The sequence below is a fragment of the Streptomyces sp. RLB3-17 genome, from assembly GCF_007113425.2.
In the GTDB taxonomy this organism is placed as follows: Bacteria; Actinomycetota; Actinomycetes; order Streptomycetales; family Streptomycetaceae; genus Streptomyces; species Streptomyces mirabilis_D.
The window spans coordinates 5,241,096-5,257,439 of record NZ_CP041610.2 but is presented as its reverse complement, the minus strand read 5'-3'; the positions used below and the strand labels follow the sequence as shown (position 1 = coordinate 5,257,439).

Sequence of the window (16,344 nt, the reverse complement as noted above, 5' to 3'; positions counted from 1 at the left end):
GGGTCGTAGAATCCGAGGAGACCGAATCTAACGGACCGTCAGAAACTGCGGGAAGGGGCCGGACGTGGGGAACTTCTTGGCAGGAAAGGTCGTCGCCGTGACGGGGGCGGGCCGCGGGATCGGCCGCGCCGTCGCGCTCGCCGCGGCGGCCGAGGGCGCACGGGTCGTCGTCAACGACTACGGGGTGTCCATCGAGGGCGCCGAGCCGACGAGTTCGATCGCCGACGCCGTGGTCAAGGAGATCGAGGCGGCGGGCGGGGAAGCGGTCGCGGTGGCCGACGACATCTCCACGATGGCCGGCGGCCAACGGGTCGTCGACGCGGCGCTGACCTCGTACGGACGTATCGACGGAGTGGTGTGCGTGGCCGGCATCCTGCGCGAACGGATGCTCTTCAACATGTCCGAGGAGGAGTGGGACCCCGTCGTCGCCACCCATCTGAAGGGCACGTTCACGGTCTTCCGGGCGGCCTCGGCGGTCATGCGCAAACAGGGCGCGGGCACGCTGGTCGGCTTCACCAGCGGCAACCACCAGGGCTCGGTCGCGCAGGCCAACTACAGCGCGGCGAAGGGCGGGATCATCTCGCTGGTCCGCAGCGCGGCACTGGGCCTGCACAAGTACGGGGTGACGGCGAACGCGGTGGCACCGGTCGCCCGTACCCGCATGTCGGCCAATGTCCCCATGGAGCTGAAGGAGATCGGCGAACCGGAGGACGTGGCCGCGCTGGTCGTCTACCTCCTCTCCGACCGTGCCCGCGAGGAACGCATCACCGGGCAGGTCTACACGATCGCCGGCCCCAAGATCGCGGTGTGGGCACAGCCGCGGGAGCTGCGCGCCGGGTACGCGGAGGGCGGCCCCTGGACTCCCGAGCGGATCGCGGACTTCCTGCCGGGGACGGTGGGCGTGGACCCCATGCCCCTGCTGGAACAGGTGGAGGCGATGGCGCGGGCGGCGGCGCACAAGGCGCGGCCGAACGCGTGAGATGCGGCCGAACGCGTGAGGTGCCGTTGTTCTGTTGGGCCCGTGGGCGAGGGGGACACATGGAGTTCGGATTCGACGCCGAGGACGAGGCCTTCCGGCGCACGGCACGGGAGTGGCTGACCGCTCACCCGGTCGGTGAGCCGGTCGTCCGCCAGGACTGGGAACGGGAACTGGGCCGGGGCGGCTGGATCGGCCTCGGCTGGGCGGAGGACGGCTACGGCAACCGGCGGGCGAGCCTGACCCAACAGGTCGTCTGGGCCGAGGAGTACGCCCGTTCCAGGGCCCCGGCCCGCTCGGGCCACATCGGCGAGAAGCTCCTCGCCCCCACCCTCATCGCCCACGGGACCCCGGAACAGAAGGCCCGCTTCCTGCCCCCGGTCGCCCGCGGCGAGGAACTCTGGTGCCAGGGATACAGCGAGCCGGACGCGGGCTCGGACCTGGCGGGGATCCGTACGGCCGCGGTACGGGACGGCGACACGTACCGTGTCAGCGGCCAGAAGATCTGGACCTCGCTCGCCCACGAGGCGCACTGGTGTTTCGTCCTCGCCCGTACGGAACCGGGGTCGAGCCGTCACCACGGCCTGTCCTTCCTTCTCGTCCCGATGGACCAGCCCGGCCGCGTCGAGGTCCGTCCGATCCGCCAGCTCACCGGCACGAGCGAGTTCAACGAGGTCTTCTTCGACGGGGCGGTGGCGCGTGCCGAGCACGTGGTCGGCGGCGCGGGCAACGGCTGGCAGGTCGCCATGAGCCTCCTCGGTTTCGAACGAGGGGTCTCGACCCTGGCCCAGCAGATCGGTTTCGCGGAGGAGCTGGGCCGGGTGATCGAGACGGCCGTCGCCACGGGCGCGGCGGCCGACCCGGTCGTGCGCGACCACCTCGTACGCCAGTGGGCGGAGCTGCGCACGATGCGCTGGAACGCCCTGCGGACGCTGGGTGGTTCGGGTGACGCGGGCGCGCCCAGCGTCGCCAAGCTGCTGTGGGGCCGCTGGCACCAGCGGCTCGGTGAACTGGCGGTACGGGTGCGGGGCGCGGAGGCCGCGACCGGTCCCGGGGACTGGTCGGTCGTGGCCCCGTACGAACTCGACTCCTCTCAACACCTGTTCCTGTTCAGCCGGGCCGACACGATCTACGGCGGCTCGGACGAGATCCAGCGCACGATCATCGCCGAGCGCGTGCTCGGCCTGCCGAGGGAACCCAAGGGCTGAGGGAGTCGCGATGCGAGGCGTGATCTTCGACGGCAAGCGGACCCAGGTCGTGGACGACCTGGAGATACGGGATCCGGGGCCCGGCGAGGTGCAGGTCGCGATCACCGCGGCCGGGCTCTGCCACAGCGACCTGTCGGTCGTGGACGGGACGATCCCCTTTCCCGTCCCCGTGGTCCTGGGGCATGAGGGCGCGGGGGTCGTCGAGGCGGTGGGCGCGGGCGTCGGCCATGTCCGCCCCGGCGACCATGTCGCGCTCTCCACGCTCGCCAACTGCGGGACGTGCGCGGAGTGCGACCGGGGGCGGCCGACGATGTGCCGCAAGGCGATCGGGATGCCGCGGCAGCCGTTCACGCGGGGCGGGCGGCCGCTGTACCAGTTCGCGTCCAACTCCGCGTTCGCGGAACGGACGGTGGTGAAGGCCGTCCAGGCCGTCCGCATCCCCAAGGACATCCCCCTCCCGTCCGCCGCGCTGATCGGATGCGGCGTCCTGACGGGAGTGGGCGCGGTCCTGAACCGCGCGAGGGTGGACCGGGGGGACACCGTCCTCGTCATCGGCACCGGCGGAATCGGGCTCAACGTTCTGCAGGGCGCGCGGATCGCGGGCGCCCTGAAGATCGTCGCGGTCGACGCCAACCCGGCGAAGGAGGCGGTGGCCCGGCGGTTCGGCGCGACGCACTTCCTGACGTCGACGGAGGCCGTGAAGGACATCCTTCCCACGGGAGCGGACCACGCCTTCGAGTGCGTCGGCCGCGTCGAACTCATCCGCCAGGCCATCGATTTGCTGGACCGCCACGGACAGGCTGTCCTCCTCGGCGTTCCCCCGGCGACGGCCGAGGCGTCCTTCCTCGTCTCCTCCATGTACCTCGACAAGTCCATCCTGGGCTGCCGATACGGCTCCTCCCGCCCCCAGCGTGACATCGCCCTCTACGCCGACCTCTACCGAGAAGGCCGCCTCCTCCTGGACGAACTGGTCACCCAGACCTACCCGGTGGAGGACTTCGACAAGGCGGCACAGGACGCGGAGGAGGGGAGGGTGGCGCGGGCGGTGCTGACGTTCTAGGGGGCGGTTCATTCGTCTGCGGGTGGGCGGGGGCCGGCCGCGCAGTTCCCCGCGCCCCCAGGGCGGCGGCTTCGCCCCGCATCCCCCGCCCATCCGATTCGCTTGGCCGTCGGCCGGTGGGGGCAGGCCGCGCAGTTCCCCGCGCCCCTAGGGCGGGGGCTTCGCCCCGCATCCCCTGGCCCGCCCGATTCGCTTGGCCGTCGGCCGGTGGGGCCTGGCCGCGCAGTTCCCCGCGCCCCTCAAGTGCGCTGGCGCGCATCTTTCAGCCGGTCCGGCGCACCCACCCACCCCGGTCCACACCTCCAGCCCGTCCGGCGCGTGAGGACGAGGCCGGGGGCCAATGCCCCACCCGCCCCCCCCGGTCCACTCACCCCCCGGTCCCACTTCCAGTCTGTCCGGCGTGTGAGGCCGAGGCCGAGGGCGGATGCCCCACCCGCCCGGTCCACCCACCCACCTCGGCCCGTATCACTCAGCCTGTCCGGCGTTTGAGGACGAGGTCGGGGCCGATGCCCCGTCCACCCCCCCGGTCCACCGCCCACCCAGGCCCGTGTCACCCAGCCCGTCCGGCGTTTGAGGACGAGGCCGTTCAGGCCGATCGGGGGTCCGGGGGCGGAGCCCCTGGCGGGGTTGAAGGGGCGGAGCCCCTGGGGGATGGGACGGGTAGGGGCGGCGGGGGCGAGGAACCGTTGGGCCGGTGACCGCGGACGGAGTTGTCCACAGGGCCGGGAAATCCCGTGGGTGTTGTCGGACCGGTCCCCTGGCGTCGTCGCATGAGCTACCGAGACGTCGCCACCAAACGGGTCCTGGCCTGGTCCGTCGTGGCCACCGGCGCCCGTACGCCGGTCGCCACGACCCCCTTGGAGCTCCGGAAGGTGCGCCGATACGCGGTGGGCGTGACCCCGAGCACCGCCTGCAGGTGCTGCCGCATCGACTGGGCCGTGCCGAAGCCGGCGTCCCGCGCGACCTGGTCGACGGACAGGTCGCTGGTCTCCAGCAGATGCCGGGCCCGTTCGATGCGCTGCTGGGTCAGCCAGTGCCCGGGGCTGACCCCGACCTCCTCGCGGAAACGGCGCGTGAAGGTGCGTACGGACATGGCTTCCTGTTCGGCCATGTCGCGCAGCTGGATCGGCTCATGGAGGCGGGTCAGTGCCCAGGCGCGGGCGGCGGTCGTGGTGGCCGCCTGCGGCTCCGGCACCGGCCGCTGGATGTACTGCGCCTGCCCGCCGTCGCGGTGCGGGGGTACGACGGTGCGGCGGGCCACGTCGTTGGCGACGGCGGTGCCGTGGTCACGGCGTACGAGATGGAGGCACAGGTCGATTCCCGCGGCGACGCCGGCGGAGGTGAGGACGTCGCCGTCGTCGACGAAGAGCACTTCGGCGTCGACCTTGATCTTCGGGAAGAGTCGCTGGAAGTGCTCGGCGTGCATCCAGTGAGTGGTGGCCGGACGGTCGTCGAGGTAGCCCGCGGCGGCGAGGACGTAGCTGCCGGTGCAGATGGAGACGAGGCGGGTGCCGGGGCGGATCTGGGCGAGGGCGACGGCCAGTTCGGGGGTGAGGACGCCTTCCTCGTGGACGGGGCCGAGTTCGTAGGAGGCGGGGATGACGACGGTGTCGGCGGTGGCGAGGGCCTCGGGGCCGTTCGCGACGAGGACGGCGAAGTCGGCGTCCGTCTCGACGGGGCCCGGCGGCCGGACCGAGCAGGTGACGATCTCGTACAGCGGCCGCCCGTCGGCGTCGCGTGCCTTGCCGAAGATGCGCTGCGGGATGCCGAGCTCGAAGGGCAGCAGCCCGTCGAGGGCGAGCACGACGACGCGGTGGCGAGGATGCGTACCGTGAGAGGCCATGGCCCGATCCTAGCGAATGCTGTCCTTCGGGCCATTCGTTCATGGGAACGGCAGGCCCGAAGCTCGATGTCGTGACCCAGACAACCGATGCCGCCTCCCCGGGGGGCGCCGCAGCCGCGGAGGACCCCCGCCCCACCGAGCCGACCGACTTCACCGACTCCACCGACTCGATCGTGCCGACCGACTCCGTCGTGCCGACCGACTCCGTCGAGTCGACCGTCTCCGTCGAGTCGACCGACTCCGTCGAGCCGACCCGCGCCTCCGCTCCCCGCGTCCGCATCCACCGCGCCTGGTTCGTCGCCGCCGTCACCTTCGTGACGATCATCGGTGCGGCGGCCTTTCGTTCACTCCCGGGTCTGCTGATCGACCCGCTGCACCAGGAGTTCCACTGGTCGCGCGGCACGATCGGCGCGGCGGTGTCCATCAACCTCGCGCTGTACGGGCTGACGGCGCCGTTCGCGGCGGCGCTGATGGACCGCTTCGGCATCCGGCGGGTGGTGGCCGTCGCCCTGATGGTGATCGCGCTCGGTTCCGGTCTGACCGTGTGGATGACGGCGGCCTGGCAGCTGCTGCTCTGCTGGGGCCTGTTGGTCGGCCTGGGGTCCGGCTCCATGGCGCTGGCCTTCGCGGCGACGGTCACCAACCGCTGGTTCACGGCGCGCAAGGGCCTGGTCACGGGCATCCTGACGGCGGCCTCGGCGTCCGGCCAGCTGATCTTCCTGCCGCTCCTCTCCTGGATCGTCACGGAGCACGACTGGCGCCCGGCCGCGGTGACGGTGGCCCTCGCGGCGCTCGCGGTCGTCCCCTTCGTATGGCTGCTGCTGCGGGACCACCCGGCGGACGTGGGCGTGAAGCCGTACGGGTCGGCGGAGTTCGTACCGAAGCCCGCGCCCGTGCAGGGCGCCGCCCGGCGCGCGGTGACGGTCCTGCTCTCCGCCGTCCGCACCGGCCCGTTCTGGCTGCTGGCCGGCACCTTCGCGATCTGCGGTGCCTCGACGAACGGCCTGGTCCAGACGCACTTCGTGCCCGCGGCCCACGACCACGGGATGCCCATCACGGCGGCGGCCTCACTGCTCGCGGTCATCGGGGTCTTCGACGTGGTCGGAACGGTCGCCTCCGGCTGGTTCACCGACCGCTTCGAACCGCGTCGGCTGCTCGCCGTCTACTACGCGCTGCGCGGCACCTCTCTCCTCTTCCTCCCCATGCTCCTCGCACCCTCCGTCCACCCCCCGATGATCTTCTTCATCGTCTTCTACGGCCTCGACTGGGTCGCCACCGTCCCGCCCACCCTGGCCCTGTGCCGCGAGCAGTACGGCGAGGACAGCGCCATCGTCTTCGGCTGGGTCCTCGCCTCCCACCAGGTCGGCGCCGCCCTCGTCGCCTTCCTCGGCGGTGTGGCGCGGGACGCGTTCGGCTCGTACGACGTGGTCTGGTACGCCTCGGGCGCGCTGTGCGCGGCGGCGGCCCTGATGGCACTGGTGATCCGACGGCGCCCCGCGACGGGCACACCCGCGGTGGCGGCGATCGCCTGACGACTCCGGCACCCCGACCGGGCGGCCTGCCGGCGAGCTAGAGGAACCGCCCCTTGTGGAACAGCAGCGGCGCGGCGTCGTCATCGTCGCTCGCGCCGAGCGCGTCCACCCGTCCCACCACGATCAGATGGTCCCCACCGGTGTGCACCGCGTGGATCGTGCAGTCGACCCAGGCCGCGGCCCCCGCGAGACGCGGCGAACCGGAAACGGGCGCCGCGTCGTACACGACCCCGGCGAACTTGTCCGCCCCGCTCACCGCGAACCCACGGCACAACTCGCCCTGGTGCGCCCCCAGCACGTTCACACAGAACACGCCCGCGCGGGCGATCCGCGGCCAGGTCGCCGACGTACGCCCCACCATGAAGCAGACCAGGGGCGGATCGAGCGAGAGCGACGCGAACGACTGACAGGCGAACCCGGCCGGCCTCTCGCCACCGGCCTCGCCCTCGACGCCCGGCGCGGTGACGACGGTGACGCCCGTCGCGAAGTTCCCCAACACCCGCCGAAACGCCACCTGATCGACCGGCGCCCGCTCATCGTCGCCCACCGCGCGCAACTCCGGCCGCGGCAGCGCCTCGACATGCCCCGCGACGGTGGAAGCCCCGGCCGACCTGAGATAACGGACGGCGGCGGCCGCCATCCCTGCGTGTCCCATCACACCATCCATTGAAGCTGACGGGGTGTCAGATAGGAAGGGGCGGGACTGACTCAGCGGCCCCGGTAGTGGGGGGTTCGGCGTTCCGTGAAGGCGGCCACGCCCTCGTTCGCGTCCGCCGTGGTCATGTTGATCTCCTGGGCGGCGGCTTCGGCGGCGAAGGCTGTGGTGCGGTCGGTGTCGAGGGAGGCGTTGACCAGCTGCTTGGTGAGGGCGAGGGCGCGGGTCGGGCCGGTGGCCAGACGCTCGGCCCAGTCGCGGGCGGTCTTCTCCAGATCGTCCGCCGGTACGACCCTGTTGACAAGCCCGAGCCGCGCCGCGTCCGCCGCCGTCAGCGCGTCGCCGAAGAACATCAGTTCCTTGGCGCGCTGGGGGCCGATGAGCCGGGGCAGCAGATACGCGCCGCCGCCGTCGGGGACCAGGCCGCGGCGTACGAACACCTCGATGAACTTGGCGGAATCGGCGGCGAGTACGAGGTCGCAGGCGAGGGCGAGGTGGGCGCCGAGGCCGGCCGCGATGCCGTTGACCGCCGCGATCACGGGCTTCTCGCAGTCGAGGACCGCGCCGATCAGGCGCTGGGCGCCGAGCCGGATCATGCGGGCCACGTCCCCGGCCACCCGCTCGCCGGCCACCTGCTCCCCGGCCACCCGCTCCCCGGCCTGCGGCCCCCCGGTCGGCGGACCCCCGCGCAGGTCCGCGCCCGCGCAGAAACCACGTCCGGTCGCCGTGATCACGACGGCCCGTACGCCGGGGTCGCAGGAGGCGTGGGAAAGGTGCTGGATGAGGCGTTCGCGCTGGTCAGGGGTGATGGCGTTGAGGGCTTCGGGGCGGTTGAGGGTGATCCACGCGACGTGATTGTCAGTGGCGTGCAGTACCAATGAGTCGACGGGATCGGCAGATTTCGCGGCAGATTTCTCGGGGGAGGATGTCATGGGGGTGCTCCGGTTCTTACGGGGGGCGGTGCGGCGGGGGCGGGCGATGGCGCGGGGGCTGGAGCGCTGGGGGTCAGCGGCAGACGACCAGCGCGTCCAGCGCGACCGCTCCCTGGCCCCTGGGCAGCACCATCAGCGGGTTGATGTCGAGCTCGGCGATGTCGTCCCCGAGCTCCAGCGCCATCCGCTGTACGCGCATGACGACCTCGACCAGCGCGTCCACATCCACCGGCGGCCCCCCGCGCACGCCCTCCAGAAGGGCCCGCCCGCGCAGCTCGCCGAGCATGCCCCGCGCCTGGTCCTCGCCGAACGGCGGCACGCGGACGGCCGCGTCCCGCAGCACCTCGACGAGCACGCCGCCCAGCCCGACGGTCACGGTCGGCCCGAAGAGCTGGTCGTGCGTGACGCCCACGACCATTTCCACGCCCCGCTCGACCATCTGGCACACCAGCACCCCGTCGAGCGAGATCCCCTCGTAGCGCGCGATGTCGGTGAGCTCGCGGTAGGCGTCCCTGACCTGGCTGGCGGAGGTCAGTCCGATCTTCACCAGACCCAGTTCGGTCTTGTGGGCGATCTGGGCGCCGGACGCCTTCATGACCACGGGGTAGCCGACGAGACTCGCCGCGCGCACGGCCGCCGCCGCGCTGGTCACCAACTGCTCGCGCGGCACCCGGATCCCATAGGCCCGCAGCAGCTGCTTCGCCGCGTGCTCGCTCAGCTGCTGCCCCGGCCGCATCAGCGCCTGCGTCTTGCGGAAGGACGGCGAGGGGGTGCGGGGAGCCTCGTCGAAGGGGGAGCGGTAGGAGGCGACGAACCGGTGGTGGTCCAGGTAGGCGCGTACGGCCGTGATGCAGTTGGCGAAGGTCCGGAAGGTGGCGACCTTCGACGAGCCGAGCAGCGTCTCGCGGTAGGCGGCCTCGGTGCCGACCGGCGAGCCCCACACCACGCACACCAGCTTGTCCGTCTGTTCCGCCGCGTCCACCAGGTCCTGTGCGAGCTTGTCGCTCATCGGAGGAAAGGGCCCGGTGATCGGACAGATCAGCACGCCGACCTCCGGGTCGGCGAGGATCGCGTCGATGATCTTCCGCCCGCGCCAGTCGCCGACCGGGTGCCCGCCGTTGTCGACGGGATTGGTCACGCTCAGGTACTCGGGTATCCACTGGTGCAGCTCGGCCTGCTTGGGGGCGGAGAGATTCGGCAGGGGCAGCCCCGCCGCCGTCGCCAGGTCGGCGAAGTGCGCCCCCGTGCCGCCCGAGATCGAATAGACCACGACCCCCTCGGCCCGCGGGGCGCGGGCGCGGGCCAACAGGGCGGCGGTGTCCTGGAGTTCGTCGAGCCCGTCGACGCGGATCACGCCGTACTGCCGCATCGCCGCGTCCACCACCGTGTCGGCGCCGGTCAGCTTGCCGGTGTGTGAGGCGGCGGTGCGGGCGCCGGTCTCGGTGCGGCCGACCTTGACGGCGACGACGGGCACTCCGCGGCGGGCGGCGCGGTCGGCGGCGAGCAGAAAGGAGCGGCCGTCCTTCAGCCCCTCGACGTAGCAGGCGATCGCGCCGATCTCCGGCTGCTCGGAGAAGTAGGAGATGAAGTCGGCGGTCTCGAGGTCGGCCTCGTTGCCGGTGGGCGCCCAGTGGGAGAGCCGTACGCCCAGCTCCTGCATCGCGAACACCGGCCGGCCCTGGTGTCCGGACTGGGTGATGAGGGCGATCGCAGGACCGTCGAGATCGTCGCGGAACTTCTCGAAGGCGTTGAGGTTGGTGTTGGGCCCGAGGAGCCGGAGGCCCGCGTGGCGGACGGCGGCGGCGAGGTGGGCCTGCGCGGCGGCGCCCTCGGCCCCGGTCTCGGCGAACCCGGAGGCGAAGGCGACGGCGAACTTCACCTTGGCCTCGGCCAGTTCCCCGATCACGGGGAGCGGGTCGCCGACGAGGAGCACGGCCAGATCGACCTGCTCGGGCAGGTCGGCGAGGGAAGGAGAGCAGGGGATGCCGAAGACGGACTGACGGGTGGGGTGCACAGGGTGCAGCCGGGCGCCGACCCGCTCGGCCCAGGCGATCAGCTGCCGGGTGATGCCGGTGTTCGGCCGGTCCTCGGCGTCCGAGGCGCCGACGACGGCCACGGACTCGGGGCGGAAGAAGCGGTCCAGATCGGGTGCGTCGGCGTACAGCGGACGGCCGCTGACGTCCAGGTCGTCGACGTCGGCCGGGCGGCCGTGCACGACGGGTGAGGGCTGCTCGCCGCAGGCGATGACGCGGGCCCGGCGGGAGTCGGTGGTGAGGGTGCCGTGGGTTGATCCAAGCATCGGTCCGCCCGCTCCTGTGTGACAGCCAATTAACTGACGCACTGTCAGATTACTTAACTGACGCCGCGTCAGGAACCGTTGTGCAAGCAAAAGGCTGGGCGGCGGGGATCTGGTTCGTACCCGCCGCGCGCGGGGCCGGAACCCGTGGAGGTGCCGCACAACCTTCAACTCCCTTTGATCGTCTATGACATGGCCCTGTCGGCTCACGTCGGCCAAGCCACCGTTTCTCTCCTTCTCCTCACCTTTCTTCTCGCCCTGGGGGATGTCATGAGACCTGTCTCCTTCGGCCGCGCGCTGCGGCTCGGAGCCTGTACGACGCTCGCGGCCGGACTTGTCACCGTGGGGCTCACCGCCGCCCCCGCGCTGGCCGAGACCGAGTCCGACCAGCTGTGGATCGACGCACCCTCCGAGCAGACCCTGCCGCTCGGCACGGACGGCGGCGCGCCGCAGAGCCGGACGATCGACGTGGGGCTCTACCACGACAACGGCCACTTCACGGTGACCGACGGCAAGGTGACCGTCGACGCCTCCGGGCTGGCCGGGGTCGGCGAGGTGACCTGGCCGGACAACTGCGCGCCGAACGGCGCGACCGCGGTGTGCAGCGTGCCGGACGTGCCCGTGATCGGGTCCGACTACAGCCGGCAGATCCACCTCGGGATCCGCGCGGTCGCCGGTGCGCAGGCCGGGGCGCAGGGCAGGATCACCTACGGGGCGACGGCCACCGGTGGCCCCGACGGCACGCTCACCGCGCCCGAGGACAGTTTCCAGACCGACTTCACGCTCGCCTCGGGCCCCGACCTCTCCCTCGCCCCCGTGGCCGACGTCGAGCACGCGCAGCCGGGTGGCACCGAGACGATCCCCTTCGCGCTGACCAACAAGGGCAACGAGAGCGCGCACGGCGTCACGGTGAAGATGACGGCGTCGTACGGGGTGGACTTTCTGAACAAGTACGACGCCTGCACCTACACGCGGACGGGCGGTGACGAGTACGCGCCGATGACGGACGCGACCTGCACGTTCGACCAGGTGCTGGCCCCCGGTGACTCCTTCGAGCTGCCCGCGCCGCTGCAGCTGGCGATCGCGCGGCACGCGCTGAACGACCGGCTGGACATCAGTGTCGCCCCGGCCGACGGCGCGACCGACCTCGCGAGCCGCGACAACTACGCGGCCCTGCAGATCGGCACGGACAACACCGCCGACTTCTCGGTGACCGGCGCCGCGGTCACCGGTACGGCGGGCCAGACGGTGACCGCCCCGCTCACCTTCAAGAACAACGGCCCGGCCTGGTTCGCGAACCTCGGCTCCGGCGACCCGGCCGCCAAGGTCAGACTGATCGTCCCGACCGGTACGACGGTCACCGGCGTTCCCGCGGACTGCGTCCCGCACACCCTCACGGGCGGGTACTACGAGAAGCGGACGGGCGCCCCGCGCTACGACTGCGCCCTCCCCTACTGGGTGTCCGAGAACACCGAGCGCACGTACGTCTTCCAGCTGCGGATCGACGCGGCGGCGCCCGGCACGACCGGTGAGGTCAGCATCCACCCCGAGTTCGGCGACTTCGCCTTCGACCCGGACACCACGAACAACACGGCGGTCCTCGCCGTCAACTGACGGTGATTCAGCGCGCGGCGCGGGCGTCGCCTGTGTCGCGCGCCCCCGTCTTCGCCCCCGCCGTCGCCCCTGCCCCCGCTTTCGACGCCGCCTTCTCCGCCGCCTTCCCCGCCTTCTGCGCGGTCCTCGCGACCGCCTTCGCGATCTTCTCCGCGTCGAGGGCGAGTTCGCGGAACATGCCGCTGATGGGGTTGGTGAAGCCGGTGAAGTAGAGGCCGGGTGCCTTCTTCGGGGTGCGGGCGCCGTGCACGACCGGGCGGCCACGCCCGTCGAGGACGTCGAGGTGGCCGACGATGCCCTCCAGGGCGCGCACGTACCCCGTCGCGGCGATCACGACGTCCGGGTCGATCCGCCTCCCGTCGGCGAGGACGACCTTGTCCTCCTCGAAGCCCTCCACCGCGGCCACGACCTCGACCCGCCCCTTGCGGACGGCGTTGATGAGACCGACGTCCTGGACGGGGATGGAGCCTTCGTCGACGCGGGAGTAGAGGCCGGTGTCGGGGCGGGGCAGCCCCTGCGCCGACAGGTCCGGCACGCTGACCTTGGCCATCGGCCCGGCGAGCGCGTCGACGAGGCGCACCGGCAGCCGTCGTACGAGGATCCCGGTGAACTGGGCGGCCCAGCCCGCCGTGGAGCGGCGCACGATGTGCGGCGCGGTGCGCACGGCGAGCCGTACCCGGGAGGCGCCGCCCTCGACCAGGTCCACGGCGATCTCGGCGCCCGTGTTGCCGACGCCGACGACGAGGACGTCACGGCCGGCGTAGGGGGCGGGGTTGCGATAGTCGCCGGCGTGCAGGAGTTCGCCGGTGTACGAGTCGCGGCCGGGCCACTCGGGCAGGCGCGGGGTGTGGTTGTGGCCGGTGGCGACGACCACGGCGCTGCCGGTCAGCTCGCGGCCGCCGGTGGCGCGCAGCAGCCAGCCGTCACCACCCGGGGCGGGCTCGACGCGCGAGACCTCGACGCCCGTGACGATCTCCAGCTGGTGGTGCTCGGCGTACTTCTCCAGGTAGCGCACCACGTTGTCGCGGGAGACCCACCGCCCGAAGGAGCGCGGCATCGCGAGGCCGGGCAGGCCGGACAGCCGCCGGGTCGTGTGCAGGTGCAGCCGGTCGTAGTGGCGCCGCCAGGACGCCCCGACCTGGTCGGACTTCTCCAGTACGACGGCCCGTACGCCCTGGGCGCGCAGCGCGTACGCCGTCGCGAGTCCCCCGGGGCCGCCGCCGATGACGTACACGGGGCGGTCTTCGTGGGACGGCACCGGGCGGGGTGTCGAGGAAGCAGTCGAGTCGGCCATGTGCGCGAGCGTAATCACGTCGTCACTTGATAGGTCTCGGTCAAGCCCGGAATCGGTTGCGAACTGATCACGACTGTAGGAGGAGTGGGTGGGGCCGGTGGCGTAGGTCACTCGGTTGTGTTGGAAGCGGGGGGACGAGTGAAGGGGAGGGTGGCGTACGCCTCTTGCGCGGGCGCCTTCCGTGCGCTGAACTGACGTACCGTCAGATACCGAAGGGGGCGTGGACTGCCATGGACACGATCTGGCTCGGCGGAGCGGAGTGGCTGGCCGTGCTGCGGATCGGGCTCGGGCTGTGGTGGCTGGAGAGTTGGCGGCACAAGGACAAGAAGGGCTGGTTCGAGCGGGGGACCGGGATCGCCTGGGCGGCGGACGTCGCGGGCAAGCACCGGTGGAACGCGGTGCGCTCCGGCTTCGACGTCGTGGTCGCGCCCCGGCCGCGGACGATGGCGTACGTCGTCGTGTACGCGGAGTTGGCCCTCGGGCTGGGACTGGTGGCCGGGTTCCTGACGCCGATCGCGCTGGTCGGCGGACTGCTCCTCAACGCCCTGTACTTCACCCTCATGATCCACGACTGGGCCGAGCAGGGGCAGAACGCGATGATGGCGCTGATCTCGGTCGTCGCCTTCTTCGGGATGGGGTGGCAGACGTGGTCGCTGGACAGTGCGATCGGCCTGTTCTCGTGAGGCGCGGGTCGACCGGGGCCGGGGAGTGCTCGTGACCGGGGAGCGCGCGTCGACCGGGGAGCGCGCGTCGAGCGAGGAGCGTCCGTCGGGCGAAGTGCGTGCGGCGGACACGGCGCGTGCGTCGGGCGGGGCGCGATTCGATCTGCCCGAGGTCGATGCCTTCACCCGGCCGTACTGGGACGCGGCGGCGGAGGGCCGACTGCTGATCCGCCACTGCGCGGGCTGCGACCGGGCCCACCACTACCCCCGGGAGTTCTGCCCGCACTGCTGGAGCGAGGACGTGCGCTGGCGGCCCGCGAGCGGCCACGCCACGCTCTACACCTGGTCCGTCGTGCACCGCAACGACCTCCCTCCGTTCGGCGAGCGGGTGCCGTACGTCGCCGCGGTCGTCGACCTCGCGGAGGGGCCGCGCATGATGACCGAGGTGGTGGAGTGCGAGGACGACACGCTGCGGATCGGGATGGGGCTGGAGGTCACGTTCAGGGCGGGGGTGCCCGTGTTCCGGCCACGGTCCGGCGCTGTCCCGCCTCCTTCCTCCTCCGTCCCATCCCCCTCCTCCGCGTCGAAAACCACTTCCTGAACCCCTTTGGGCCCCGTGAATAATGGCCGGATGTCCGACGTTCACGAGAAGTCCCTCGCCCATCCCTTCCCCGTGGTCGACGGCCACGGCCTGCGGCTTCGCCCCTGGGACCCGGAGTCCGAGGCCGATGTCGCGACCTGGCTGCGCGGGCTGTCCGACCCGGAGTTCCAGCGCTGGAACACCCCGGTCAAGATCGTCCGGGACCTGGACAGCGCCCGTGACTCGCTCCGCTCGCGCGCCGAGGCCGTCGCCGACGGCACCGCCGTCGCCTTCTGCGTCACGGACGCGGCCACCGGTACGACCCTCGGTCATATAGGCGTCAACGACATCAACCACGTCATACGCGTCGGCATCGTCGGCTACTGGGTCCTTCCGGAGGCCCGCGGCCACCAGGTCGCCACCCGTGCCCTCGCCCTGGCCGCCCGCTACGCCTTCGGCGCCGTCCGTCTGCACCGCGTCGAACTGGGCCACGCCCTCGGCCACGACGCGTCCTGCCGGATCGCCGAGCGGTGCGGGTTCCCGTACGAGGGGACGCTGCGGGAGGCGATGTTCGAGTCGGGGCGGCACGACGCGTTCCGGGACGTACACCTGCACGCACGGATCGCGACGGACCCGGAGCCGACGCTGCCGCCGACGGGCTCCGGGCCCCGGTAGAACCCGGTCCGGCACGGTGCGCGGGGCCGGGAAAACCGGAGGCACCGGGCATGCCGTGCGCGGGATCATGCCGGGTATGACTCGTGACGCGCGTGGCTGGGTGTTCACCCACGATCTGGACGAATTCCTCACGAGCGCGGGGGACTTCCTGCGCTCGCGGCCCGCGGCGCACACCGTGGCGCTGTCCGTGACCGACGCGCTGCGCAGGCGCGGGCCGGACGTGTACGGGGAGGAGGCACCGTTCTTCGGCCGGTTCGCCGACGCCGACGCCGACGGGGCGGATGAAGGGGAGGGCGACGGGGTCGGTGGGGTGTCGGCCGTGCTGTTCCACACCCCGCCGTACCAGCTCAACCTCACCGACCTCCCGGCGGAGGGCATCGACGCGCTGGCCGCGCGGCTCGCGGACGAGGGGTACTCGTTCCCGGGCGTCGGCGGTCCGGTGGACACGGCCGCCGAGTTCGCCGCCGCCTGGGAGCGCCACGCCGGCGCGCGGGCCCAACTCAGAAGAAGCGAACGGCTGTACCGGCTCGGTACGCTCACGCCGCCGACGCCCGTTCCGCCGGGCCGCGCCCGGGTGGCCGGCGAGAGCGACCACGCGCTCGTCGCGCGCTGGTACTCCGAGTTCGCCGGGATCTTCGGGCGGAACGAGAGGCAGGACCCGGACCGCTGGGCCGAGAGCCGACTCGCGTACGGCGGTGTCACGCTCTGGGAGACGCCGGACGGTACGCCGGTGGCCATGGCCGGAGCGACCCCCCTGATCGCCGGGCAGATCCGGGTCGCCCCCGTCTACACCCCGGCACCCCTGCGCGGACGCGGCTACGCGGGGGCCGCCACCACCGAGGTCAGCAGGGCCGCGCTGGCCGGCGGAGCGGACGAGGTGCTCCTCTTCACCGACCTCGCCAATCCGACCAGCAACGGCCTCTACCAGCGCATCGGTTACCGCCCCGTCGCCGACTTCGCCGTCTACGACTTCGCGAAGTAGCCGTCCGCGACAACCCGTCTACGACAACCCGTCTG

14 protein-coding genes are annotated in these 16,344 nt (G+C 72.1%); 9 read left to right on the top strand and 5 right to left on the bottom strand.

All coding sequences use genetic code 11. The annotated features are described in order from the left end of the window. Positions 1-64 precede the first annotated feature (64 nt). The 3 genes from FNV62_RS23845 to FNV62_RS23835 are packed head-to-tail and all read left to right on the top strand — an operon-like array spanning position 65 to position 3,244. The gene (locus FNV62_RS23845; protein WP_143627067.1) at positions 65-979 is read left to right on the top strand and encodes an SDR family oxidoreductase; all 915 of its coding nucleotides are present in this window, start codon (positions 65-67) and stop codon (positions 977-979) included. A 59-nt stretch (positions 980-1,038) separates the two neighbouring features. Further along, positions 1,039-2,184: an acyl-CoA dehydrogenase family protein gene (locus FNV62_RS23840; RefSeq protein ID WP_143627065.1), complete on the top strand. Its 1,146-nt coding sequence runs from the start codon at positions 1,039-1,041 to the stop codon at positions 2,182-2,184. Positions 2,185-2,194: 10 nt separating this feature from the next. Then, positions 2,195-3,244, top strand: a complete 1,050-nt coding sequence (locus tag FNV62_RS23835; protein ID WP_143627063.1) for a Zn-dependent alcohol dehydrogenase — start codon at positions 2,195-2,197, stop codon at positions 3,242-3,244. Between the two features lie 775 nt (positions 3,245-4,019). Here FNV62_RS23835 and FNV62_RS23830 read toward each other — a convergent pair. Further along, positions 4,020-5,087 (bottom strand): GlxA family transcriptional regulator, encoded by a 1,068-nt coding sequence (locus FNV62_RS23830; protein ID WP_225900349.1) that lies wholly within the window; start codon positions 5,085-5,087, stop codon positions 4,020-4,022. A gap of 278 nt (positions 5,088-5,365) precedes the next feature. Here FNV62_RS23830 and FNV62_RS23825 point away from each other — a divergent pair, with 278 nt between their 5' ends. After that, the gene (locus FNV62_RS23825) at positions 5,366-6,619 is read left to right on the top strand and encodes an MFS transporter (protein ID WP_225900863.1); all 1,254 of its coding nucleotides are present in this window, start codon (positions 5,366-5,368) and stop codon (positions 6,617-6,619) included. Positions 6,620-6,656: 37 nt separating this feature from the next. On the opposite strand, the gene FNV62_RS23820 is transcribed toward FNV62_RS23825, so the two are convergent. The 3 genes from FNV62_RS23820 to FNV62_RS23810 all read right to left on the bottom strand — a co-directional run bounded on the left by FNV62_RS23820 (position 6,657) and on the right by FNV62_RS23810 (position 10,505). Beyond that, the gene (locus tag FNV62_RS23820) at positions 6,657-7,274 is read right to left on the bottom strand and encodes a flavin reductase family protein (RefSeq protein ID WP_143627061.1); all 618 of its coding nucleotides are present in this window, start codon (positions 7,272-7,274) and stop codon (positions 6,657-6,659) included. A 53-nt stretch (positions 7,275-7,327) separates the two neighbouring features. Then, positions 7,328-8,206: an enoyl-CoA hydratase/isomerase family protein gene (locus tag FNV62_RS23815; RefSeq protein ID WP_143627059.1), complete on the bottom strand. Its 879-nt coding sequence runs from the start codon at positions 8,204-8,206 to the stop codon at positions 7,328-7,330. Positions 8,207-8,279: 73 nt separating this feature from the next. Continuing rightward, positions 8,280-10,505, bottom strand: coding sequence for an acetate--CoA ligase family protein (locus FNV62_RS23810; protein WP_143627057.1), 2,226 nt, complete (start codon positions 10,503-10,505; stop codon positions 8,280-8,282). A gap of 267 nt (positions 10,506-10,772) precedes the next feature. Between FNV62_RS23810 and FNV62_RS23805 the strand changes: the two genes are divergently transcribed. Further along, positions 10,773-12,116, top strand: a complete 1,344-nt coding sequence (locus tag FNV62_RS23805) for a hypothetical protein (protein ID WP_143627055.1) — start codon at positions 10,773-10,775, stop codon at positions 12,114-12,116. A 7-nt stretch (positions 12,117-12,123) separates the two neighbouring features. Here FNV62_RS23805 and FNV62_RS23800 read toward each other — a convergent pair whose 3' ends face one another. Further along, the gene (locus FNV62_RS23800) at positions 12,124-13,410 is read right to left on the bottom strand and encodes a flavin-containing monooxygenase (protein WP_225900348.1); all 1,287 of its coding nucleotides are present in this window, start codon (positions 13,408-13,410) and stop codon (positions 12,124-12,126) included. 230 nt (positions 13,411-13,640) lie between these two features. Between FNV62_RS23800 and FNV62_RS23795 the strand changes: the two genes are divergently transcribed. The 4 genes from FNV62_RS23795 (at position 13,641) to FNV62_RS23780 (ending at position 16,309) form a co-directional block, all read left to right on the top strand. Beyond that, positions 13,641-14,093, top strand: a complete 453-nt coding sequence (locus FNV62_RS23795; protein ID WP_143627053.1) for a DoxX family protein — start codon at positions 13,641-13,643, stop codon at positions 14,091-14,093. A 94-nt stretch (positions 14,094-14,187) separates the two neighbouring features. Next, complete coding sequence (locus FNV62_RS23790; protein ID WP_186003216.1) at positions 14,188-14,673, top strand: Zn-ribbon domain-containing OB-fold protein; 486 nt, start codon at positions 14,188-14,190, stop codon at positions 14,671-14,673. A 30-nt stretch (positions 14,674-14,703) separates the two neighbouring features. Next, positions 14,704-15,327, top strand: a complete 624-nt coding sequence (locus tag FNV62_RS23785) for a GNAT family N-acetyltransferase (RefSeq protein WP_143602037.1) — start codon at positions 14,704-14,706, stop codon at positions 15,325-15,327. 76 nt (positions 15,328-15,403) lie between these two features. Then, entirely contained in the window at positions 15,404-16,309 is a 906-nt protein-coding gene (locus tag FNV62_RS23780) for a GNAT family N-acetyltransferase (protein WP_143627049.1), read from the top strand. The last annotated feature ends 35 nt before the right edge of the window (positions 16,310-16,344 follow it).